We start from the raw sequence: 23,992 nt of genomic DNA, 5'->3' as shown, positions 1-23,992 counted from the left end.
ATGAGGAGCCCATTGAGGCTCCTCTTTTTTTATCTAAGTTTGCCCACAACGACTAAGCTAAGGTAGTGCGATAACCAAACTACGTGTATATTGCATATAAAGAGACTGTACCGTAAAGGAGTACTCAATTAGTGAAATATTTTAAATGCTTAGGGCTTATTGCCGTTTTTTTACTCGCGGGTTGTGCTAACAGTGGTAAGTCTAGTTCGACTTGGTCATCACCACCATTAGCGGTGCCTCTTCAGCCTTCTATTCAACAAGAAGTGCAAATTTCACGCTTAAATCAATTAGTACTACGTAAAGATGTCACTAATGAGACTCGTGCCAAAATGTTTGCTCAGCGAGGCCAATATTTAGACAGTGTCGGCTTGGCAGATTTAGCGCGTTTAGATTATGAACGCTCGCTAAAGTTAGATCCAAAGCAACCTGAAGTGTTTAATATGATAGGGGTCTACTTTACTCAAATGAGTGATTACGATTCCGCCTTCGATGCGTTTGATTCGAGTTTAGAGCTTGATCCAACCAACGAATATGCCGAGCGAAATCGTGCGATTGCTTTGTATTACGCTGACCGTTTTGATCTCGCTATCCAAGATATGACCAGTAACTATAATAAAGCACCAAATGATCCTTATCGCGCTTTGTGGCTGTATTACATGGAACGCGAAGTCGATGCTAAAAAAGCCACTGATGCATTAACCCAGCGTTATGACAATAAAGATCAACAATGGGGTTGGCAATTAGTCGGTCTTACTCTGAACAAAGAATCAGAGAAAGACGTATTGCAAGCGGTGGCGCTGAGTACTCGTGATAACGTTGAACTTGCTCAAAAGCTTACCGAAATTTATTTCTATTTGGCGAAGCGTAATCAATATGAAGGCAACTACGCCAACGCAATTGCTTTGTATAAATTATCGTTATCAATGAATGTATATGAGTTCTCTGAGCACAAATATGCCTTCTTAGAATTGGGGCGTATTTTTAAAACCTTGCAAGAACAGCAACAAAAAGCCCAAGCCCCAACATCCAGCAGCGATGATAAAAGTAAGGCAGAAGAGCCTGTCAACACCCCAAAGTCGAGTGATGAAAGCAGATTATTGCCAAAAGCCACTTCGACTCCAGCATTGCGTTCTTAATGTGAAAGAATAAAAGCGAGAGCTCGTATCGTCTTCGCTTAGGTACGCAATGACGGGTGGTTTATCCATAAAAAAGAGGACATTGCGTCCTCTTTTTTATGCTTGGTATTTAAATAAGAGAAAATTAAGCTTGGGCAAGGCCGGCTAATTTATGCCAATAGCCATTGCATTCACGCGATTCAATACTAAGCGGTGACAGGCCTTGTTCATTGGCTTTAAATTGCGCCAATGTCGATAAGGTATTGATGCCCAGCGGGCTTAAACGCACCACATCAACGACCCCTTGCATACCAACCAGATCATTACCCAAGTTATAGCAATAACCTGACTGGGTTTGAATGCCATTTAAGTTAAACACCTCTTGCCCTTCTTGGCTGGCGACTTGAATACCGGTTGGATATTTAATGCAGCACGTCTCGCAATCATCTTTGGCTTTATTTTCAGCTCGAGCAGTAAAGCAGCGAGCAGAATAAGCGAGTGGCAAATAACCATGGCTGAACACTTCCACTTCAAATTGATCGCGAATACCCAATTCGTCACATTGCGCCAGCACGTTGATCAGCCAATCACGCGATAATTCAACTGGCATACACCAGCGGATCATGCCTTGTTTGGCAAAGAGTTTAAGGGTGTGAGCATTATAAGTATTAACCGCAGGGCCGACGATAAAGGGCACTTTCGCCTCTGATGCCAGTTGAATACCAGATACATCGTTGGCTTCTATCGCAAAGTCACCGTTATCGACATACTTCTTCATGATATTGACTTCGCTCGGCGCTTCTAATAATGCCATAGTGGAGAGCACGACTTGTTTGCCACCATCGGCCAAATCTTTGGCGATCTCAAACCAATCTTTAGGCTTAATTTCACGGCGCTTAGAGCAAACACTTTCCCCTAAATAAATAATATCAGCAGGGCTGTTTTTCGCTTGTTGATAAAAATCCTCGACATCATTTTTAGCCCAGAAATACAATAAAGGACCAAGCGAGTATTTAAGCGGTTGTGGTGAGTTCATCATTATTCCTTACTGCCATTTACGGTGATAAGCACCTAGAGTTGTTTGCGTTCCTTCAGAGACATTAGCTAAGGCTGTGTCCCATTGTGGTTCAACCGTATAGCCTTCAGGATTGGCTTGATAGCGATCAATCGCCGCGCGCCAAGTTCGGGTGACTTGCTCTACATAGGCAGGACTGCGTTGGCGACCTTCAATTTTAACTGAGGCCACATTGGCGGCAAATAACTCAGGCAGCATAGATAGGGTATTTAAACTGGTCGGTTCTTCGAGTACATGATAACGCTGCTTTTGACCGGTAATGTTAATATCAAAGCGGCCTTTGCAAAGCGTAGGGTAGCCCGCGTTCTCACCTTGAGAATATTTGTCGATCAAAATATCGCTTAAACGGGTTTCTAATCCTGAATCGGTTTCTTGCCAGCGAACATGTTTGGCTGGTGAACAAGCGCCCACCGTATTTGGCGATTCGCCCGTCATATAAGACGATAAGTAACAACGTCCCTCCGCCATGATGCACAAGCTACCAAAGGCAAATACTTCAAGTTCAACATTGCTAGGAATACTGCGCGACAGTTGTTTGACTTGATGAATCGATAGTACTCGTGGCAGAACCACACGTTTTACATTGAAATTGTTGGCATAAAACGCCACAGCGGCGCTATTGGTTGCCGAGGCTTGCACAGATAAATGCAATTCCATTTCAGGGTATTGAGTCGAGGCGTATTCGAGCAGCGCAATATCGGCCACGATTAAGGCATCCACTCCAAGCGCGTCAGCTTGATCGACCGCATCAGTCCAGCGGCTGAAGCCATTAGGGTGAGCAAAAGTATTTAACGCGATATGAATTTTTTTATTGTTGTCATGCACATATTGAACCGCTTTATCGAGTTTTTTGCCGCTAAAGTTGAGTCCGGCAAAATGACGCGCATTGGTGTCATCTTTAAAGCCAATGTAAACCGCATCGGCGCCACAATCTATGGCGGTTTTGAGCGCTGGTAAATTGCCAGCAGGGCAAAGAAGTTCCATCCCTTAAACCTTATATTCTGAATTTATACCGTATTTTAGGCAGTTTGCATGATAGGAAATTGATATAAGGCAGGTTTGCAGCGATCAATAACGCTTGGCCTGCGCATTTTGTAAAAAAGTGTCACAAAGGGGTAGGAACTAAGCAATTAGTGGGTATTTATAACATTAAATCTACATTTATTGATTTAACTCAGAGAAGCTTTTTTAATCTGGATTACAGTAAGCTGATATATTGAGGGAGTTATTATGTTTTCAGCTATTCGTTCTCACATGGTTGCCAATGCGGCGCGTGTATTAAAAAAACCGGTTCAATTTTTACCACAGCGTCTACAAAGTAAAGTGCTATTGGAAGCACTACAACAAGTATTCCATGAAGCATTAGAAGATGGTGATTTTGAATTCTTACAAGATCGTTGGTTAAAAGTTGAGATCAGTGATCTGAATCTGTCTTGGATGATCAGCTTTCAAGATGACAAACTTATCGTCTCTGACGGCTCGCAAACTGAAGATGCGAGTTTTTCGGGTTGTTTAAATGACTTAATTTTAATTGCTGGTCGTAAAGAAGATCCCGATACCTTGTTCTTCCAACGTCGTTTGAAAATTGAAGGCGACACCGAACTTGGGTTGGAAGTGAAAAACTTAATGGATAGCATCGATTTAGATTCACTGCCTAAACCGCTGACTTACGCTTTAATGCAACTAGCTGAATTTGTGCAAAAAGGCTTACAGCCGCAAGAAAGCCAAAAGCAGATCACCACCGCTTAAATGCCCCCATTTCAAACTAGTCTGCTCCTTTTCTTCAATCCTTTGTTCTGGTCCTTTGAGGTGATAACTTTAAGGGGCCGTTTTTTATCTTGATGGTCAATCTCTCTCTTTTTTACTGCCATTGTCGATTAAATTACGATTCTTTAATCATTAAGAGTACAATCGCAGCTTAAATATAGAGGTGATTATGCAAATTAGAACAGAAGCTCCAGCCGATATTCTTACTATCGATTCATTGTTAAAAAACGCGTTTCCAAGCAAAGATGAAGCCAAACTGGTTCGTGCATTACGCGAAAACAGTCGTTTTACTTTATCGGTAGTGGCTTGTAGTGATGAAGGGCAAGTGATCGGTCATGCATTATTTACCCCTGTGACCTTAGATGGTGAAGATTTTGGTTGGCAAGGTTTAGCGCCAGTTGCGGTGCATCCACAATATCGCAAGCAAGGCATTGCAGAACAACTGATCAAGTACGGTTTTGATTCGTTATATGAGCTTGGCTATTCTGCTTGTGTGGTCTTAGGCGATCCTAACTACTACGCCCGTTTTGGTTTTCAAGATGGCGAACCAATGGGGTTGGTGTCTATTTATAACTCGATGCCAGAATATCAAGCCGGTGCATTTCAAGTACTGCAACTGATTGAAGATTGTTTTACCAGTAAAGCTGGGTTGGTCGAATACAGCCCTGAATTTAATGGATAATTCTCTAAGTTGCTTATACCGTATCTAATCAATATTGTTGATTGCGAAAAGACGTTTAAACCATCCATGGACACTTGAGAAAGAACATCCATGTTCTTTGACACTTTTCTCCATCAATAATATCAATAGATCTGGGCTGATATCGAATTCTAACGCGTATAAAGTACGAACAAAATATGAGTGAATGTGTGACTAGCGATTCAAAGCAAATGGAACAATTAATCGAGCGGCAAAAACTGCAAGAGATCGGCATTGATGTGTGGGAAGTGTCTCACCCTGAGCGTTTGCAAGGTTTTCAAAGCAGTGGTTTTTCGCTGCCACCAACGTGCGTATTATTGCTGGTGGCTGAGTCTATTCCGCAAGGGCAAGATACGGCGCTATTTGCCAAAGTGCTGGCTAGTATGAAACTCAACCTTGATCAAGCCCTGCATGTGACGCCAACGCAATTATCACAAATTAATCAGCATCAGTTAACTTGGGTGTGGTTTTGCGGTACTGAAACTGAAACGGATACTGAGACAAAAAGCCAAGCGCTTGAGTTTTCAGTTGAGGGGCTGCAAGTGCTAAATTCAGTGTCTCTGGCGGATATTCCTACCGATATTTCCCATCGTCGCCAACTGTGGCAACAAATTTGCTCTTACCAAAAGTGATTTTATGACTCAAATTCCAACTCCGATTGCGATTACTGCCGAACATCTTGATGCGGTATGGGCGATTGAACAACAAGCGCATAGTCATCCTTGGTCGGAAAGTATGATCCGAGATCTGTCGCATCAAAACAGCGCTAATTCATCAAAACATCAATTTGGCTTGTGGGTGAATGAGCAATTAGTGGGCTATGTGTATAGTCAAAATGTGGTAGGCGAGGTGACTCTGCTCACCATTGCGGTTGACCCTAGCCAGCAAGGTAAAGGTTACGGGCACGCTTTGGTGGAACACTTAATCAAGCACAGCGAACAAGCAGCCGCCGAAAGTATTTGGTTAGAAGTGCGTGAAAGTAATAAAGGGGCCTATCATCTTTATGAAGCACTGGGGTTTAATGAGATGGATCGCCGTATCAATTATTATCCATCCACCACCAGCAAACATGGCAAAGAAGACGCGATTATTATGAATCTGTTATTGGATGAGGGTTTTAATCCTTTTGCTTAACCAAACATATTTTCGTCCTGCAATGAGCTATTCATATTGAATAACAAGAAAATTGAATACAGAGAATATTGGATGTAAACAAAAGGCCATGTTCGGCCTTTTTTGCTATTCCTGCTGCTGTAAATTTTATACGGCTAGAGTTATCGTCATTTTTGCGTATAATTCGCCCCATCTGACTTTTTTGATTACCAAGCTGTTAGCTTTAGGTAACTCAAACCTTTTTAGTCACTCCATTATTTTTTGTTGTCGTGATATGCGGCAATAGACAAACTGTTTATAAGGTTTACAGCACTTATGTCTTTCCTTTCTGAAGTTGGCAAGCGTCGCACGTTTGCGATCATCTCTCACCCCGATGCGGGTAAAACCACCATTACTGAAAAAGTATTGTTATTCGGAAACGCGATCCAAACAGCCGGTACGGTAAAAGGACGCGGTTCTAAGCAACATGCCAAATCAGATTGGATGGAAATGGAAAAGGAACGTGGTATTTCGGTAACCACTTCGGTCATGCAGTTTCCTTTTAACAACTGCTTGGTTAATCTACTCGATACTCCTGGGCACGAAGATTTCTCGGAAGATACTTACCGTACATTAACCGCTGTCGATTCATGCTTGATGGTGATTGATGCGGCGAAAGGTGTCGAAGACCGTACGCGTAAATTGATGGAAGTCACTCGTCTACGTGATACGCCGATCGTAACCTTTATGAACAAATGTGACCGTGATATTCGTGATCCAATGGAGTTGTTAGACGAAGTTGAAAACGAATTGAATATGGCTTGTGCACCAATATCATGGCCAATCGGCAGTGGTAAAGAGTTTAAAGGTGTTTACCATATTCATCGCGATGAAACGATTTTATACGCTACGGGTCAAGGTCATACCATTCAAGAAGAGCGCATCATTAAAGGGTTAGATAACCCTGAATTAGATAGCGCAATAGGTGAAGATCTGGCGGCGAATTTACGCGATGAACTTGAGCTTGTGATTGGCGCTTCAAATGAATACGACCAAGAGCTTTTCTTAGCGGGAGAGTTAACCCCTGTTTATTTTGGTACCGCTTTGGGTAACTTTGGTGTTGACCACATGCTTTCTGGTTTAACCGAGTGGGCACCATCGCCAATGGCGCGTGAAGCCAATCAGCGTAAAGTTGAAGCTACAGAAGAAAAATTCTCAGGTTTTGTGTTTAAAATCCAAGCTAACATGGATCCAAAGCACCGTGACCGTATTGCTTTCATGCGTATTGTGTCGGGCACTTACAGCCAAGGCATGAAGATGAACCATGTTCGCAGTGGTAAAACTGTCAGCATTTCCGATGCCGTGACCTTTATGGCTGGTGACCGTACTCGCGCCGAACATGCGTATGCAGGCGATATTATTGGTTTGCATAACCATGGCACCATTCAAATTGGTGATACCTTTACTCAAGGCGAAGCATTGAAGTTTGCTGGTATCCCTAACTTTGCGCCAGAATTATTCCGTCGTATTCGTCTGCGTGATCCGCTTAAACAAAAGCAATTGCTTAAAGGTTTGGTACAGCTTTCAGAAGAAGGCGCGGTGCAAGTATTCCGTCCATTACAAAATAATGATCTGATTGTTGGCGCGGTAGGTGTGTTGCAGTTTGATGTGGTAGTGGCGCGTTTAAAATCTGAATATAACGTGGAAGCGATTTATGAAGGCGTAAATGTGGCAACCGCGCGTTGGATCGAATGTAATGACGAGAAAAAACTGGATGAATTTAAGCGTAAAAACCAAACGAACCTCGCATTAGATGGCGGCGATAATCTATCGTATGTTGCCCCGACCATGGTCAATTTGAACCTGGCCAAAGAGCGCTTCCCTGAAGTGAACTTTAGAGCAACACGCGAGCACTAAGAGCGAAAGCTGAAACGGACGTAATTCGTTCTTAGAATAAAGTTAAATGACCGCTGTAGTGATTTAGATAGTTTTGATTATCTATATTGCTTAAGCGGTTTTTATTTATCGCCGTCTTGAGGCTATACTGAAATCACTCACCTCAATGACAGTAAAAGGAGTGGCTATGTGGTGTTCTGGTTTTAAAATATTTAACGCTTTGGGGCGATGGAAACAACAATGTAAAACTTACCTTGCTCGTTACGATGCTTGGTGTGAGGAATTGGGTTTAACTCCTGAGCATAAACGCAGCTGTTGCGCTTATAAAGCCGATCCTATCCATCAAAAAACACCAGCAGACAAAATCTATCAGGCACCTGCCCAACACCATCCCGTTACACCAAACTTTAAAGCTTAGAAAATGACTGACTCCTCGTGCTTGGTCGATACGCATTGCCATTTTGATTTTTCTGCCTTTGATGATACCCAACATCACCTTGATATTGCTCAGCAAGCGGGCGTGACTAAAATCATTATTCCTGCGATTGGTGAATCTAACTGGTCGAAACTCGCAAACCTTTCATCACAATTTCCCTCTTTATACTACGCTTTGGGGCTTCATCCGTATTTTATGGCTCAACATGGCGATGATGCGATTTTAAAGCTAAAGCAATCGTTATCTTGTCGCAGTAGCAAGTGTGTCGCAATTGGAGAGTGTGGACTAGACTTGAGGCTGGAAGAGCAATGGCTCACACCCGAGAAGCTCGATAAGCAATATCAGTTATTTGAAGCCCAGGTTTTATTGGCGATAGAATTTGAATTACCATTGATAATTCACGCACGTAAAGCACATGATCAGGTGGTGAAAATTCTGCGTAAACACCAACCCAAAAAGGGCGGCGTTATTCATGCTTTTAGCGGCAGTTATCAGCAAGCAATGGAGTACATCAAACTCGGTTTTTATATCGGAGTGGGTGGGGTGATCAGTTACCCACGAGCCAGCAAAACACGCGATGTTATTTCACGACTTCCGTTATCGTTTTTGTTGCTCGAAACCGATGCGCCGGATATGCCATTAGATGGATTTCAAGGTGAAAACAATCATCCTACGCAGCTAAAATTGGTTTTTAAAGCGCTTGTTGAGTTGCGATTAGAAAATTAAAAACAGCTCGAAAAACAACTTTGGTTAAATAGTCACCACTTATTTTGTTTGTAAAGATAGAAATAGTGAATAAAAAGCAACCGTTTGCCCTGTGTTAATTATTGTTTAAGTGATCTAAGTCACGAACATTTGTGTTTTTCATTATATTTACATTAATAAATGAGATTAGGGTATTACTTTGTTACGGGATGTCAGCGTATAATCGCCCTCTCTTTAGAGCTCCACCTTGAAATACACTTTAACTTACTATAAGGAAGTCATATACCATGAGCCTGGTTATGAGTATCGTCGGAATGATCTTTTTGCTAGCAGTAGCAGTTCTATTTTCTGACAACCGAAAAGCAATTAATTTAAGAACCGTGGGTGGCGCATTTGTCATTCAATTCTGTCTAGGTGCATTTGTACTTTATGTTCCTTGGGGGCGTGATGTTTTAGCCTCAATGACGAATGGCGTACAGCATGTATACGACTTTGGTAATGAAGGTATTGGGTTCCTTTTTGGCAACCTAGTAAACTTCTCTGTTGATGGTGTTGGCTTCATTTTTGCCTTTAAAGTTTTGCCTACTATCATCTTCTTCTCTGCGTTAATTTCAGTGTTATATAACATTGGTGTTATGCAGATCGTTATCAAACTTCTAGGTGGTGGTTTACAAAAAGCCCTAGGTACTTCTCGCGCAGAATCTATGTCAGCCACAGCAAACATTTTTGTTGGCCAAACAGAAGCACCGTTAGTGGTTCGTCCTTTTGTCCCTAAGATGACTCAATCTGAACTATTCGCAGTAATGTGTGGTGGTTTAGCTTCGGTTGCTGGTGGTGTTATGGCGGGTTACGCAGCAATGGGTGTGCCACTGTCTTACCTAATAGCAGCATCATTTATGGCCGCTCCTGGTGGTTTACTGTTTGCTAAAATCATCAAGCCAGAAACTGAAACACCAATTGATCAATTGGGTGATGAAGATGTTCTTGATGAAGACAAGCCTGCTAACGTAATCGATGCTGCAGCTGTTGGCGCATCAGCTGGTTTATCTCTAGCCCTAAACGTTGGTGCAATGCTACTTGCTTTCATCGGCTTGATTGCACTGCTTAACGGTATGCTTGGTGGCATTGGTGGTTGGTTTGGTATTCAAAACTTAACTCTAGAACTTATTTTAGGTTACATCTTTGCACCTGTTGCATGGTTGATTGGTGTTCCTTGGAGTGAAGCAACAATTGCAGGTTCATTTATTGGTCAGAAAACCATCTTGAATGAATTTGTGGCTTACTCTAACTTTGCCCCATACCTAAAAGAAGGCGCAGCGGTTATTCTTGATGAGAAAACCAAAGCCATCATTTCTTTTGCATTGTGTGGTTTTGCTAACCTTTCTTCAATTGCGATTTTACTAGGTGGTCTGGGTGGTCTTGCACCAGAACGTCGTTCTGAAATTGCACAGATGGGTATGAAAGCAATCCTTGCTGGTACATTATCTAACTTAATGGCAGCAACTATTGCTGGTTTCTTTATCACATTACAAACCATGTAATTGATATAGACGCTAGAAAATAAAACTAAGCCGCAGCTATTCACATAGCTGCGGTTTTTTGTTTTTAAGCAACAACAACAATAAATTTCCACTCTCAAAAAAAATGTGATTGATTTAACATTTTTTTTGAGATACAAACCGTTTGCGTTACATCAGAAAACAGATAACGCCAATTTAATCAGTATAATTAATATGACTACACAAGATGTGTATATACCTAAGTTATTTGGGTATACAGCCTATTGAACTAGGTTGTGCGGTGACAAGGATTGCAATTAATGCCGAGTGTTTCTGGCATTAAGTCTTCAAGGAACCAAGTCCGTTCATTTCATACTATTTATTAGGGGGAATCCCCAATCAGTTTTGATTAATGAGCTAAACTTGAAAACAACATTGATCAAAGCTTAATCGATATAATTTACCAATCGGAGATAGAAATGAGCGATTTACAAGCAGCAGCTTTACGTGCACTAAAATTAATGGATCTCACTACGTTGAATGAAGACGATACGGATGAGAAGGTGATTGCTTTATGCAAGAATGCAAAATCACCGGTTGGCAACACTGCCGCCATTTGTATTTACCCACGTTTTATCCCTATTGCGAAGAAAACTCTACGCGAACAAGGCACTCCTGAAATCCGTATTGCAACCGTCACTAACTTCCCACACGGCAACGATGACATTGATATTGCAGTAGCAGAAACCAAAGCGGCGATCGCTTACGGCGCCGATGAAGTGGATGTGGTTTTCCCATACCGCACTCTAATTGCCGGTGATGAAAAAACTGGTTTTGAATTAGTGAAGCAATGTAAAGCCGCATGTGGCGATGTATTACTAAAAGTGATCATTGAAACCGGCGAGCTAAAAGAAGAAGCCTTGATCAAACGTGCTTCACAACTTTCAATTGAAGCTGGTGCGAACTTTATCAAAACTTCAACGGGTAAAGTGCCAGTGAATGCAACGCCAGAATCGGCTGAAATTATGCTGCAGGTGATTGCGGATATGGGTGTGGCGAAAACTGTTGGTTTTAAACCAGCTGGTGGCGTTCGCACTGCAGAAGATGCACAAGCTTACCTTGCTATGGCGGATCGTATTTTAGGCGCAGATTGGGCCGATAACATGCATTACCGTTTTGGCGCTTCAAGCTTATTAGCTAACTTGCTAAACACTTTAGGTGAAGGCGAGAAAGCGGCGGAAGGCGGTTACTAATCTCTTTGTTTTGAGAATGTAATGCTGTCTATACCTAAGCGACATCTTTAAGTTAGATATTTAAGTCAGCCGGGTATATCGAGATAACCTGATTGTTAGGGTTAGGTTATCTTTGTTCTTTTTCGCCATGAAATATTATTGCTGAATTGAACAAATAAATATCGTTCAGATAAACAAGCAGGCAGGTTGTGATGTTTTTACCTCAAGAAATTATTCGAAAAAAACGTGATGGTGAAGTGCTCACTACTGAAGAAATCAATTTTTTCATTCAGGGCGTAGCCAATGACACTGTTTCAGAAGGTCAAATTGCTGCGTTTGCGATGACCATCTTTTTTAATGAAATGACGATGCCCGAGCGAATTGCACTGACCTGTGCGATGCGCGATTCAGGTATGGTGATTGATTGGTCACATATGAATTTCTCTGGCCCGATTGTTGATAAACATTCAACGGGTGGCGTGGGCGATGTGACCTCTTTAATGCTTGGCGCAATGGTCGCAGCTTGTGGTGGCTTTGTTCCTATGATTTCAGGGCGTGGCCTTGGTCATACTGGCGGCACGTTAGACAAATTAGAATCTATTCCTGGTTACAATATTATGCCAAATAATGAACTGTTTGGCAGCGTAACCAAAGAGGCGGGGGTGGCAATTATTGGTCAAACTGGTGATTTAGCACCAGCCGATAAACGTGTTTATGCCACTCGTGATATTACGGCAACGGTCGATAATATCTCTTTGATCACCGCGTCTATTTTATCGAAAAAATTAGCTGCAGGCTTAGATTCATTAGTGATGGATGTCAAAGTGGGTTCTGGTGCATTTATGCCAACCTATGAAGCCTCAGAAGAGCTAGCACAATCTATTGTTGCTGTCGCCAATGGCGCTGGGACTCAAACCACCGCTATTCTTACCGATATGAACCAAGTGTTGGCCTCATCGGCAGGTAATGCAGTTGAAGTGCGTGAAGCGGTGCAGTTCTTAACTGGTGAGAAAAACTCTCGCGGTGAAGTGCGTAATCCTCGTTTACTCGATGTCACCATGACTCTATGCGCAGAAATGTTAGTGCTTGGTAAATTGGCGGATGAGACTGAGCAAGCTCATACCAAATTACAAGCGGTACTCGATGACGGTAGCGCAGCCAAATGCTTTGGCAAAATGGTTTCAGGCTTAGGTGGTCCGAAAGATTTTGTTGAAAACTATGATGCATACTTACCAAAAGCCGAGATTGTAAAACCGGTTTACGCTAAGCAATCTGGTACGGTTACTGCGATGGATACTCGCGCGATTGGTATGGCGGTAGTATCGATGGGTGGTGGTCGTCGAGTGGCTAGTGATGAGATTGATTATGCGGTTGGTTTTGAGCAGTTTATTCGTTTAGGTGAAACCGCTAATGAAGCAACGCCACTGGCAATGATCCATGCTCGCAATGAAGCGCAGTGGCAACAAGCTGCTGATGAATTGCAGCAAGCGATCACGGTTTCAAATGACACTTATCAACAAACACCGAATATTTATCGTCAAATTCGAGCACAAGATCTGTAATATGATCTTGCGTGCTTGGTAGGAGAGCTAATTATGAAACGTGCAATAATTCTAGTACTGGACTCTTTTGGAGTCGGTGCTTCGCAAGATGCAGATAAATTTGGTGATGTTGGCGCAGATACTCTCGGCCACATAGCAGAACAATGCAGCCAAGGCCTAGCAGATAATGATTTGCGTAGCGGCCCATTGCAGCTGCCAAATTTATCGAAGTTAGGCTTAGGAAAAGCGGGGCAAGAATCAACCGGAAAATTCCCAATTGGTCTAGATGAAGATGCCGTGATCACTGGCGCTTATGCCCATGCTGCCGAGTTATCTTCGGGTAAAGATACCCCGTCTGGTCACTGGGAAATTGCAGGTGTGCCAGTATTGTTTGATTGGGGCTATTTTAGCGATAAAACCAATAGCTTTCCTCAAGAGTTACTTGATAGCATCGTAAAACGCGCAAAGCTGCCTGGTTATCTTGGTAACTGCCATTCATCGGGTACGGTTATTCTTGATGAGCTTGGTGAAGAGCACATGAAAAGCGGTTGGCCGATCTTTTATACTTCGGCAGATTCTGTTTTCCAAATTGCTTGCCATGAAGAAACCTACGGCTTAGATAACTTACTTGAGCTGTGCGAGATTGTTCGTGAAGAGCTAGAACCTTATAATATTGGCCGTGTTATTGCGCGTCCATTTATTGGCGCTAAAGCGGGTGAGTTTGCTCGTACTGGTAATCGTCATGATTTATCACTTGAGCCGCCAGCGCCGACAATATTGCAAAAATTAGTCGACGAAAAAAATGGTGAAGTGGTCTCTATCGGTAAGATCTCTGATATTTATGCTGGCTGTGGTATTACGCAAAAATTCAAAGCCACCGGCCTAGAAGCATTATTTGATGCCACGCTTGAGCAAGTAAAACGTGCCGGTGATAACACCATCGTATTTACTAACTTCGTTGATTTTGATTCTTCTTACGGTCACCGCCGTGATGTGGCAGGTTATGCTGCCGCATTGGAATACTTCGACAAGCGCTTACCAGAAATTCAAGCACTGCTAAAAGAAGACGATATTCTGATCTTAACCGCCGACCATGGTTGCGATCCAACCTGGCCGGGTAGTGATCATACGCGTGAACATATTCCAGTGTTAGTATCAGGACCTAAGATCCCAGCCGGCTCTTTAGGTCGTCGTGATACTTTTGCCGATATTGGTCAAAGCCTAGCGAAGTATTTTGATACTTCTGATATGGATTACGGCAAGTCGTTTTTGTAAGCAAGAACGAAAAACTCGAAATATAATCGTCGTCATCCCTGAGACGACGATATAAACAGAATAATTATTTTAATTACTGCTTTAAAATGAGCAGTGAACGAAAACTAATAAAGGAAAACAACATGGCAACTCCACATATTAATGCTGAAATGGGTGACTTTGCAGACGTAGTATTGATGCCTGGCGATCCGCTACGCGCCCAATACATCGCAGAAAACTTCTTGGATGGTGCGGTTCAAGTTTGTAATGTTCGTAACATGCTTGGTTACACTGGTACTTACCAAGGTCGTAAAGTCTCAGTAATGGGTCACGGTATGGGTATTGCTTCTTGCTCTATCTATGTCACTGAGTTGTTTAAAGATTTCGGCGTGAAAAAAATTATTCGAGTGGGCAGCTGTGGCGCAGTAAGCGATAGCATTAAATTGCGTGATGTTGTGATTGGCATGGGCGCATGTACTGACTCTAAAGTGAACCGTATGCGCTTTAAAGATCACGATTTTGCAGCGATTGCGGATTACCACATGGTAAAAAATGCCGAAGAAGCGGCGAAAGCGCGTGGCATTAACGTGAAAGTGGGTAACCTTTTCTCTGCTGATTTATTCTACACTCCAGATCCAGACATGTTCACCGTTATGGACAAATACGACATCCTAGGTGTTGAAATGGAAGCGGCGGGCATCTATGGTGCAGCGGCAGAATACGGCGCAAAAGCAGTCGCAATTTGTACGGTATCGGATCACATTAAATCGGGTGAGCAAACAACATCTGATGAGCGTGCAACCACGTTTAACGAAATGATCCATATCGCACTAGACTCTGTGATTTTAGGCGATAAAGACGCTTAATCTATCGTTTAAATAGCATTGTGAATCTAATGCTAAGCGGTAACTAAAAAAACTCCAATGGCTGATGCGATTGGAGTTTTTTGTTAGCGCGTAATCAAGAGAGTTATAACAATTTGAGTCATTGGGTGATCAGAACTCGGCTATTCAAATAGTAAATGGAATCGGTACTACAAATCTTTCAATAAGATATTTTCGATATTGTCTTTAGGCTTGTAAATCAGTAGCAAACACAGTAAACCGCCACTAAAGAAACTGATGATAAGCATCAAATACATTAAATGATCACTATTGCGGTAACGATGGTCTGAAATAGCGGTCACTAAACCTTTCTCAAAAGTAATGCGGATAAAGCCAATTGCATTGTGGTCGTTAAAAATAGGTTCGACCAATTGTTCGCGGCCAATGTTAGAGCTTTGAAGTGGGGTATCTAAGCCTAAAGTTTCTCGTACCGATTTTGCATCGTCGCTGGCGGCTAAGCGAATGCCTTCTGCGTTATAAATGGTTGCATCATGCACTAAAGGTTCGGCTGAAATTTGATTGGTTAATTTTAATAACGCATCTTGCTCATCATTGACAATAAGATCGCTGGCCGACATCGCCGCTTGAGAAATGAGTAGGTTAGTCAAAGTATCAAGTTGATGATTTTGAATTCGTTCATTATCTCGACTGATCACAAAGCTGTTTATAATGGTGTAAGCAAACAGACCGCTGAGCAGTACAATCGCCAATAAACGCAAAAAAACACGCCATGAAAATAAAGAGGTTTGCATAGAGACCTTAACCGATAAATAACACTATTGATAAGTATAACTGAAGTCTGGGATTTTCTGAAAGTAATATACCCAAGCGAATTCAAGTAGCTGCTTGAAGTTACCTAGTGAAAACAGGTTAGAAACAAGAGATTTATCATTTGAGTGAGTGAAATACTTGCATAACTAATTTGCAATAGGGTAACTTGGAGGCAGTTAAATAAGGATATGAAACATGGATGTCGTAAAAAAATTAAAGATACAGCGTAATATCTCACTGCAAAAGCGCTTTCCTGAAACTCAAATTCACAGCAGTTTAGCCAAAGTGAACTCGCAATGGATCGTGTTTGGTGAGTATTTACCACCTGAGTATTTTGATGCCATTGATACTTTTACCGGTGTTGAACATGCGGTGCTGGATGCTTGGAAAGTGGGGCGCTACGAAGTGGTGTTGATGTCTGGTGAGTTCTCGCCAGAGTTGATGGAATTTGTGCATGGTATGAAGCTCGACTGTGCGCCGGTCACGATACTCCCTGAATTGCATAAACCCGGTTTAATTGTGATGGATATGGATTCCACCGCGATTCAAATTGAATGTATTGATGAGATCGCTAAATTGGCAGGTGTTGGTGAACAAGTGTCAGCCATTACCGAACGGGCAATGCAAGGGGAATTAGATTTTGAAGCCAGTTTGCGTGAGCGAGTCGGCGCATTAGCGGGCGCGAATGAATCAATTCTTGAGCAAGTACGTTTGACATTACCGTTTATGCCAGAGTTAGAAGAGTTGATTAATACCTTAAGCTTACTGGGTTGGAAAACCGCGATTGCATCCGGTGGCTTTACCTATTTCTCCGATCATCTTAAATCAGTATTAGGACTAGATTTCGCTCAATCCAATACGCTTGAAATTGTCGATGGTAAGCTAACCGGACAAGTATTAGGTGATGTGGTTTCGGCGCAAACCAAAGCCGATATTTTGGTGAGTCTCGCCGATGAATATGATGTTGAAGCGCATAATACCATTGCCGTTGGTGATGGGGCCAATGACTTAGTCATGATGGCAACCGCAGGCTTAGGGGTGGCGTATCACGCTAAACCCAAAGTTGAACAACAAGCACAAACGGTAGTCAGATATGCCGGTCTTGGCGGTATCGTATGTATCTTATCCGCGGCATTAATTAAACAAAAACGTGTCAGCTGGAAAGCGATCCCGTAGAATTAGTGCAAGTTTAAAACTTCAAACAAAGGCAGGGCTTAATCGTTCTGCCTTTTTCCATTAAATGATTGAAAATTGAGAGAACTTGATGGCGAGTAAAGCAAAACGCGCTTATGTGTGTAATGACTGCGGAGCAGATTTTCCACGTTGGCAAGGGCAGTGTAGTGCTTGCGGAGCATGGAACACCATTACCGAAGTACGACTGGCCGCCTCACCGCAAGTGGCGCGTAATGAACGTTTATCGGGTTATGCCGGTGGCAACACTGAATCTCAAGTTCAAAATTTATCTGAAATTGACTTACAAGAAGTGCCACGGGTATCGACCGGCTTTAAAGAGTTTGATCGAGTCTTAGGTGGCGGCATTGTACCTGGGTCGGCGGTTTTGATCGGTGGTAATCCTGGCGCAGGTAAAAGTACTTTATTGTTGCAAACCGTGTGTCGTTTAGCCGCGCAAATGCCCACATTATATGTCACTGGCGAAGAGTCGCTGCAGCAAGTAGCAATGCGCGCGTCCCGTTTGGGGTTACCAAAAGATCATTTAAAAATGCTGTCAGAAACCAGCGTAGATAAGATTTGCCAAATAGCCGAAAAAGAACAACCTAAGATCATCGTGATCGATTCGATCCAAGTGATGCATGTAGCAGACGTGCAATCTTCACCAGGCAGTGTGTCTCAAGTGCGGGAATCGGCCACCACCTTAACCCGTTATGCCAAACAAAATAATGTGGCAGTATTTTTAGTCGGGCATGTGACCAAAGATGGCACACTCGCCGGGCCTAAAGTATTAGAACATATTATCGATTGTTCAGTATTGCTCGATGGTGGCGCGGACAGTCGCTTTAGAACATTACGCAGTCATAAAAACCGTTTTGGTGCGGTGAATGAACTGGGCGTATTTGCTATGACAGGGCAAGGCTTAAAAGAAGTCAGTAATCCATCGGCGATTTTCTTATCGCGCGGCGATGAAGAAACCTCAGGCAGTTCGGTGATGGTCGTGTGGGAAGGTACCCGTCCACTTCTGGTTGAGATCCAAGCGCTGGTGGATTATTCGCAATTAGCCAATCCGCGCCGAGTGGCGGTAGGCTTAGATCAAAATCGATTATCAATGCTGTTGGCGGTATTACATAAACATGGCGGCTTACAAATGGCCGATCAAGATGTCTTTATCAATGTGGTTGGTGGGGTTAAAGTTGCTGAAACCAGCGCCGATTTAGCATTGTTGATGGCGTTGCTTTCGAGCTTTAAAGATAGGCCATTACCCAAAGATGTGGTGGTGTTTGGCGAAGTCGGCTTAGCGGGAGAAATTCGCCCAGTGCCAAGTGGCCAAGAGCGCTTAATGGAAGCACATAAGCACGGCTTTAAACGCGCGATTGTGCCAGCTGCCAATATGCCTAAAGGCGGTATTGCGGGCATGCAAATCCACGGGGTAAAAAAACTCTCAGAAGCCATTGACGCTTTTGATGAGCTTTAAGTGTTCTATTGTTCAGGGAGCGTGGCGTGTGATCTCTTATACCAATTCCATTTAATATTTGCTCAATTTTGAACGATCATTAAATTTATGGCTTGGTATTATTTCATTTCTTTTAGATAACCTAAGCCAAGTTGATTCATTTGAGTTTCAATCCAACTCATGCGTTGCCATTGGTATGGCGTGGGTTGGTTGACTTTAAATAAGTAGGGATTAGGTAATACCGCCGCCAGTCGCGCTGCTTGTGTGGCAGAAAGTTGGTTGGCATTAATACCGAAAAAATGTTGGCTAGCCGCTTGCACTCCGAAAATACCCGGACCAAATTCGGCTAAGTTTAAATAAATCTCGAGAATGCGCGGCTTGTTCCACTCGAGTTCAACCAACACACTTAACCAAGCTTCAATCCCTTTACGAACTAAACTCTCACCTGGCCATAAAAATAAATTTTTTACTGTTTGTTGAGTGATAGTGCTGGCACCACGTCGACGTTCGCCAGTAATGATATCTTCCACCGCTTTGGTAGTGGATTCAAAATCAATGCCGTGATGATTAGGGAAGTGTTGATCTTCGGATGCGATTACCGCGAGTTGCATATAAGGAGAAATAGCATCAATTGTGACCCATTTTGCTGCTGGCTGAGGTTGATAATTTTTAGGCGGCGCGAATTCACGCTGTAATTGCCAACTCCAAAGTACCGGATTTACCCAACGTAACGGCAGCGTAATGAGTATAGATAAGCCGATAAAACCAATAATTAGACGTAATAGCCATTTTTTTATCCATTTTCTCATGCTAATCCTTTCGCTTTTTTTATTTTTGCTTAAAATGCGTTCACAACATCCATTGTTCGGTGAGATAAACCATAGCAGATATTGTAAGTTGGTGATATTCAAGCTGTAACAATCAAGACGTAAATAGAGAGAACGTATCAAAAATCAGTATTAATCACCAAGATTTAGCCGCTTGATACAAGCGAAGAAAAAGATTTTTTATGCAAATGTGCACAGGGGATATCAGTCTTGACAGATTGTGTTATACTCTGCGCGAACTTTATATCCTATTAATAGAGTAAGACAATGACTGACTTATCAAAATACAGAAACATTGGTATTTTTGCCCACGTTGATGCGGGTAAAACAACCACCACTGAGCGTATCCTTAAGCTAACAGGTACTATCCACAAAACGGGTGAAGTACATGATGGCGAATCAACTACTGACTTCATGGAACAAGAAGCTGAGCGCGGAATTACTATCCAGTCAGCAGCAGTAAGTTGTTTCTGGAAAGACCACCGTTTTAACGTTATCGATACTCCTGGACACGTTGACTTCACTGTTGAAGTATATCGTTCTCTTAAAGTTCTTGATGGCGGTGTTGGTGTATTCTGTGGTTCTGGTGGTGTTGAGCCTCAGTCAGAAACTAACTGGCGTTACGCTAACGAATCTGAAGTTGCACGTATCATTTTCGTAAACAAACTGGACCGTATGGGTGCAGATTTCTACCGTGTTACAGAGCAAGTGAAGAAAGTACTTGGTGCTACTCCACTTATCATGACTCTACCAATCGGTATTGAAGATGACTTTAAAGGCGTTGTAGACGTTCTTTCTCGTAAAGCATATATCTGGGACGAAACTGGTCTACCAGAAAACTACACTGTTGAAGATGTTCCTGCGGACATGGTTGACGATGTAGAGCAATACCGTGAAGAAATGATCGAAACTGCTGTTGAGCAAGACGACGACCTAATGATGGCTTACATGGAAGGTGAAGAACCTTCTGAAGAAGAAATCAAGCGTTGTATCCGTAAAGGTACTCGTGACCTAGCGTTCTTCCCAACATACTGTGGTTCTGCATTTAAGAACAAAGGTATGCAACTAGTACTTGATGCTGTTGTAGATTACCTACCAGCTCCAACTGAAGTTGATCCACAACCTCTAATGGATGAAGAAGGCAACGAAAATGGCGAGCACGCTATCGTGTCTGCTGATGAAACATTCAAAGCACTTGCATTCAAAATCATGGATGACCGTTTTGGCGCGTTAACTTTCGTTCGTATTTACTCTGGTAAATTGAACAAAGGCGACACCATCATGAACTCATTCACTGGTAAAACAGAGCGTGTTGGCCGTATGGTTGAGATGCAAGCGGATGATCGTAAAGAGCTTACTTCAGCACAAGCGGGCGATATCATCGCTATCGTTGGTATGAAGAACGTGCAAACTGGTCACACTCTTTGTGATCCTAAGCACCAAGTAACTCTAGAACCAATGGTATTCCCAACTCCAGTAATCTCGATTGCTGTACAGCCTAAAGATAAAGGCGGTTCTGAGAAAATGGGTATCGCTATCGGTAAAATGGTTGCAGAAGATCCATCATTCCAAGTTGAAACTGATGAAGAAACAGGCGAAACCATCCTTAAAGGTATGGGTGAGCTTCACTTAGACATCAAAGTAGACATCTTGAAGCGTACTTACGGCGTAGACCTTATTGTTGGTCAACCACAAGTTGCTTACCGTGAAACTATTACTCAAGCAATTGAAGATAGCTACACGCACAAGAAACAATCTGGTGGTTCTGGTCAATTTGGTAAAATCGACTACCGTATCAAGCCGGGTGAGCAAAACTCTGGCTTTACGTTCAAATCTTCTGTTGTGGGCGGTAACGTTCCTAAAGAATTCTGGCCTGCAATCGAGAAAGGTTTTGCTGGCATGATGGACAACGGTGTTCTAGCGGGCTTCCCAACTCTAGACGTTGAAGTTGAACTATTCGATGGTGGCTTCCACGCAGTCGATTCATCTGCAGTAGCATTTGAAATTGCAGCGAAAGGTGCATTCCGTCAATCTATGCCTAAAGCTGGTGCTCAACTTCTTGAGCCTATCATGGCAGTTGACGTGTTCACTCCTGAAGATCACGTTGGTGATGTTATCGGTGACCTTAACCGTCGTCGTGGCATGATCAAAGACCAAGAAGCTGGCGTTACAGGCGTTCGCATCAAGGCAGACGTACCGCTTTCTGAAATGTTCGGTTACATCGGTTCTCTACGTACAATGACATCTGGTCGTGGCCAATTCTCTATGGAATTCGCTAACTACTCACCATGTCCAAGCAACGTAGCAGAGCAAGTAATTGCTGACGTTAAAGCACGCAAAGAAGCTGAGAAGAAGTAATTCTTATTAGTCACTTTTAAAGCTTAAATAAAAACCCGCTAGTGATAGCGGGTTTTTTTATGTCTTAAATTTGGTTACTGGTTACTGGTTACTGATTACTGGCGCTTTTTGTCATCAATAATTGGAGCTAACCAGATCTTTTCGTACGAAGTATTACCCTTTAAGTCCAATATAAATATTCTCAACCTTCACGCGCGCCCATTCGGTTTTACGCAAAAATTTCAAACTCGATTTGATACTCGGATCGGAAGTGAAACAGCGAATGTTAACCATCTGTCCTAATTGCTCCCAACCGTAATGCTCCACTAATTCAGTGAGTAATTTTTCAAGAGTAATACCGTGTAGTGGGTTGTTGTTTTGCGACATAATAAGCCTAAAGGTAATTGAACTATGGCCAGTATATAGCAATCTGGCCTTAGACTCATTCCTCCCACACCACAAATTTATCACTTGGCCAGTTAGCACCAACATCATGATATTTTTTCTCTAGCACATGACGTTTGATTTTTAAGGTTGGGGTTAAGATATTATTTTCAATCGACCAAGGTTCTTTGATCATTAACACGCCTTTGATTTTGGCATGGGATTCTAAATCTTGGTTAATTTGAGCAATGATCTTTTTGGTCTTTCGCTCATAACGATCGCGATCAAAGTGTTTAAAGGCGTGCGGGATCACCAGTAAAATTGGCGCGGGTAAGCCCAATCCAATTAAACACATCATTTCGACTCGCGAATGCTCAAAGATTTTTTTCTCAATCGGAACAGGGGAAACAAACTTGCCTTTAGCGGTTTTGAAGGTGTCTTTTTTACGCCCTTCAATGGATAAGAAGCCTTCATCATCCAAACTGCCAATATCACCAGTGTGTAGCCAACCATTGTCATCAAAACTTTCTTGAGTCGCTTGATCATTCTTGTAATAACCGGCAAATAATCCATGACCACGCACCATGATTTCTTGATCGCTGGCAATTTGTATTTCTACCCCAGGACCTGCTGGGCCAACGGTGCCAATTTTATCGGCTCTAAATGGATAGTTAATAGTGCTATAAGCAAAGGTTTCGGTCATGCCCCATGCTTCGGTGATATTCATGCCAACCTTGTGATACCAGTCTAACAACGCAGGTGAAATTGGCGCAGAGCCACAGCCAAGTACTCGCGCTTTATCTAGGCCTAAACCGGTGGCGATTTTCTTTTTAACGATAGAGTTAATAAACGGGATCGCCAGTAAAATGTTTAACTTACGTTGTGGCATTTTATCTAAAATACGTTGTTGGAATAGCGTCCATAAACGTGGCACCGAGATAAACAAAGTAGGTTGCTGGTTTTTAACATCATCAATAAAGGTATCTAAGCTCTCGACAAACCCCGTCGGCACGCCACCAATCATTGACGAGCCTAGGATATACACTCGCTCGGTAATATGGGCCAAAGGAAGGTAAGATAACAATTTATCGTCGTTTTCGAGTACGATATGGTTGCTAATGTTATGCGCACTCCACGCAAAGCCGCCATAAGTGAGCATTGCGCCTTTCGGCAGGCCAGAGGTGCCCGAGGTATATACCAGCGACATCAAGGTGTCAGTACGGTGATTGGGTCTCTCTGTGCTTGGCTGATGGCTTTCAACTAAAACAGAATATTCATGCTGACAAGTGGGAACATTGGTATACGGTAAACTTATTGACACTATTTCAGGATGAGCCGCTAACACTTCAACCGTGGCTTGATTGTCGTCTAATTTACCCACAATCACCGCTTTGGCTTCACTATGGGTTAAGCAATGTTCAATCGTTTCTCCGCCTGCAGTTGGGAAAATCGGTACACTCACATAGTCACCCAGCATTAAGGCTAAATCACAAATAAACCACTCGGCGCAGTTTTTTGAAATGAGGGCGATTTTATCTCGTGGCTCGAAACCTAATCCTTGTAATGCTGTGACTAAACTTAAGGCTTGATCGACCACTTCAAAATAAGTGAAGGTTTTCATTTTTCGATCAATTGGTTGCGATAAATAAATTTCGTTTGGACGCTGTTGTGCCCACTCTAATACCTTTTCGTGCGGCATGCTTAACGTATTGAAATCCATCTCTAAGCTTGAGCTCATAATCACACCTTGTGGTTGTTTTTACATAATATTAACATTTGTAGCGTGATAATTAGCAAAGCACAATAAGACAAAGGTCCAACCAGTTGATATTTGTGATCGCAGTAGCCGCT

General features: G+C 42.6%; 22 protein-coding genes. 16 read left to right on the top strand and 6 right to left on the bottom strand.

Features of this window, described 5'->3' with window-relative positions:
- Positions 1 to 131: 131 nt before the first annotated feature.
- Positions 132 to 1,136: a lipoprotein NlpI gene (gene nlpI / locus GFB47_RS08215; RefSeq protein WP_153447551.1), complete on the top strand. Its 1,005-nt coding sequence runs from the start codon at positions 132 to 134 to the stop codon at positions 1,134 to 1,136.
- A 124-nt stretch (positions 1,137 to 1,260) separates the two neighbouring features.
- On the opposite strand, the gene GFB47_RS08210 is transcribed toward nlpI, so the two are convergent.
- Together GFB47_RS08210 and ubiU are read right to left on the bottom strand one after the other, a co-directional pair.
- The gene (locus tag GFB47_RS08210) at positions 1,261 to 2,151 is read right to left on the bottom strand and encodes a U32 family peptidase (RefSeq protein WP_446751391.1); all 891 of its coding nucleotides are present in this window, start codon (positions 2,149 to 2,151) and stop codon (positions 1,261 to 1,263) included.
- Positions 2,152 to 2,160: 9 nt separating this feature from the next.
- On the bottom strand, positions 2,161 to 3,174 hold the full coding sequence (gene ubiU / locus GFB47_RS08205; protein ID WP_153447549.1) for a ubiquinone anaerobic biosynthesis protein UbiU: 1,014 nt from the start codon (positions 3,172 to 3,174) through the stop codon (positions 2,161 to 2,163).
- A gap of 246 nt (positions 3,175 to 3,420) precedes the next feature.
- Between ubiU and ubiT the strand changes: the two genes are divergently transcribed.
- The 12 genes from ubiT (at position 3,421) to deoD (ending at position 15,178) form a co-directional block, all read left to right on the top strand.
- Complete coding sequence (gene ubiT / locus GFB47_RS08200) at positions 3,421 to 3,939, top strand: ubiquinone anaerobic biosynthesis accessory factor UbiT (RefSeq protein ID WP_153447548.1); 519 nt, start codon at positions 3,421 to 3,423, stop codon at positions 3,937 to 3,939.
- 187 nt (positions 3,940 to 4,126) lie between these two features.
- Positions 4,127 to 4,639 (top strand): GNAT family N-acetyltransferase, encoded by a 513-nt coding sequence (locus GFB47_RS08195; protein WP_153447547.1) that lies wholly within the window; start codon positions 4,127 to 4,129, stop codon positions 4,637 to 4,639.
- A 188-nt stretch (positions 4,640 to 4,827) separates the two neighbouring features.
- The gene (locus GFB47_RS08190) at positions 4,828 to 5,289 is read left to right on the top strand and encodes a DNA polymerase III subunit psi (RefSeq protein ID WP_225874258.1); all 462 of its coding nucleotides are present in this window, start codon (positions 4,828 to 4,830) and stop codon (positions 5,287 to 5,289) included.
- 4 nt (positions 5,290 to 5,293) lie between these two features.
- Positions 5,294 to 5,791, top strand: coding sequence for a ribosomal protein S18-alanine N-acetyltransferase (gene rimI / locus GFB47_RS08185; RefSeq protein WP_153447546.1), 498 nt, complete (start codon positions 5,294 to 5,296; stop codon positions 5,789 to 5,791).
- Positions 5,792 to 6,085: 294 nt separating this feature from the next.
- Entirely contained in the window at positions 6,086 to 7,666 is a 1,581-nt protein-coding gene (gene prfC, locus GFB47_RS08180; protein WP_153447545.1) for a peptide chain release factor 3, read from the top strand.
- A gap of 166 nt (positions 7,667 to 7,832) precedes the next feature.
- The gene (locus tag GFB47_RS08175; protein WP_407701675.1) at positions 7,833 to 8,063 is read left to right on the top strand and encodes a hypothetical protein; all 231 of its coding nucleotides are present in this window, start codon (positions 7,833 to 7,835) and stop codon (positions 8,061 to 8,063) included.
- A 3-nt stretch (positions 8,064 to 8,066) separates the two neighbouring features.
- Positions 8,067 to 8,807, top strand: coding sequence for a TatD family hydrolase (locus GFB47_RS08170; RefSeq protein ID WP_153447544.1), 741 nt, complete (start codon positions 8,067 to 8,069; stop codon positions 8,805 to 8,807).
- A gap of 266 nt (positions 8,808 to 9,073) precedes the next feature.
- Complete coding sequence (locus GFB47_RS08165) at positions 9,074 to 10,327, top strand: NupC/NupG family nucleoside CNT transporter (protein ID WP_153447543.1); 1,254 nt, start codon at positions 9,074 to 9,076, stop codon at positions 10,325 to 10,327.
- A gap of 437 nt (positions 10,328 to 10,764) precedes the next feature.
- Positions 10,765 to 11,538, top strand: coding sequence for a deoxyribose-phosphate aldolase (gene deoC, locus GFB47_RS08160; protein ID WP_153447542.1), 774 nt, complete (start codon positions 10,765 to 10,767; stop codon positions 11,536 to 11,538).
- Between the two features lie 191 nt (positions 11,539 to 11,729).
- Complete coding sequence (gene deoA, locus GFB47_RS08155) at positions 11,730 to 13,079, top strand: thymidine phosphorylase (protein WP_153447541.1); 1,350 nt, start codon at positions 11,730 to 11,732, stop codon at positions 13,077 to 13,079.
- A 33-nt stretch (positions 13,080 to 13,112) separates the two neighbouring features.
- Complete coding sequence (deoB, locus tag GFB47_RS08150; RefSeq protein WP_153447540.1) at positions 13,113 to 14,333, top strand: phosphopentomutase; 1,221 nt, start codon at positions 13,113 to 13,115, stop codon at positions 14,331 to 14,333.
- Positions 14,334 to 14,455: 122 nt separating this feature from the next.
- Positions 14,456 to 15,178: a purine-nucleoside phosphorylase gene (gene deoD, locus GFB47_RS08145; protein WP_153447539.1), complete on the top strand. Its 723-nt coding sequence runs from the start codon at positions 14,456 to 14,458 to the stop codon at positions 15,176 to 15,178.
- A 167-nt stretch (positions 15,179 to 15,345) separates the two neighbouring features.
- On the opposite strand, the gene GFB47_RS08140 is transcribed toward deoD, so the two are convergent.
- Positions 15,346 to 15,948 carry a YtjB family periplasmic protein gene (locus GFB47_RS08140; RefSeq protein WP_153447538.1) on the bottom strand — a complete coding sequence of 201 codons (603 nt, stop codon included), beginning with the start codon at positions 15,946 to 15,948 and terminating at the stop codon, positions 15,346 to 15,348.
- Positions 15,949 to 16,162: 214 nt separating this feature from the next.
- Between GFB47_RS08140 and serB the strand changes: the two genes are divergently transcribed.
- Positions 16,163 to 17,143 carry a phosphoserine phosphatase gene (gene serB / locus GFB47_RS08135; RefSeq protein WP_153447537.1) on the top strand — a complete coding sequence of 327 codons (981 nt, stop codon included), beginning with the start codon at positions 16,163 to 16,165 and terminating at the stop codon, positions 17,141 to 17,143.
- Positions 17,144 to 17,231: 88 nt separating this feature from the next.
- Positions 17,232 to 18,614, top strand: coding sequence for a DNA repair protein RadA (gene radA / locus GFB47_RS08130; RefSeq protein ID WP_153447536.1), 1,383 nt, complete (start codon positions 17,232 to 17,234; stop codon positions 18,612 to 18,614).
- Between the two features lie 98 nt (positions 18,615 to 18,712).
- Here radA and mtgA read toward each other — a convergent pair whose 3' ends face one another.
- Positions 18,713 to 19,402, bottom strand: coding sequence for a monofunctional biosynthetic peptidoglycan transglycosylase (gene mtgA, locus GFB47_RS08125; RefSeq protein WP_153447535.1), 690 nt, complete (start codon positions 19,400 to 19,402; stop codon positions 18,713 to 18,715).
- A 285-nt stretch (positions 19,403 to 19,687) separates the two neighbouring features.
- Between mtgA and fusA the strand changes: the two genes are divergently transcribed.
- Positions 19,688 to 21,778, top strand: a complete 2,091-nt coding sequence (fusA, locus tag GFB47_RS08120; protein WP_153447534.1) for an elongation factor G — start codon at positions 19,688 to 19,690, stop codon at positions 21,776 to 21,778.
- 153 nt (positions 21,779 to 21,931) lie between these two features.
- Here fusA and GFB47_RS08115 read toward each other — a convergent pair whose 3' ends face one another.
- The gene (locus GFB47_RS08115; RefSeq protein WP_153447533.1) at positions 21,932 to 22,144 is read right to left on the bottom strand and encodes a VF530 family protein; all 213 of its coding nucleotides are present in this window, start codon (positions 22,142 to 22,144) and stop codon (positions 21,932 to 21,934) included.
- 55 nt (positions 22,145 to 22,199) lie between these two features.
- A complete protein-coding gene (locus GFB47_RS08110) occupies positions 22,200 to 23,879 on the bottom strand; it encodes an AMP-binding protein (RefSeq protein ID WP_153447532.1) in 1,680 nt (559 codons plus the stop codon).
- Positions 23,880 to 23,992: the final 113 nt, after the last annotated feature.

This window comes from Vibrio algicola, from assembly GCF_009601765.2.
Taxonomy (GTDB): domain Bacteria; phylum Pseudomonadota; class Gammaproteobacteria; order Enterobacterales; family Vibrionaceae; genus Vibrio; species Vibrio algicola.
The sequence above is the reverse complement of the archived record's forward strand: the minus strand, read 5'-3'. Positions and strand labels throughout refer to the sequence as shown.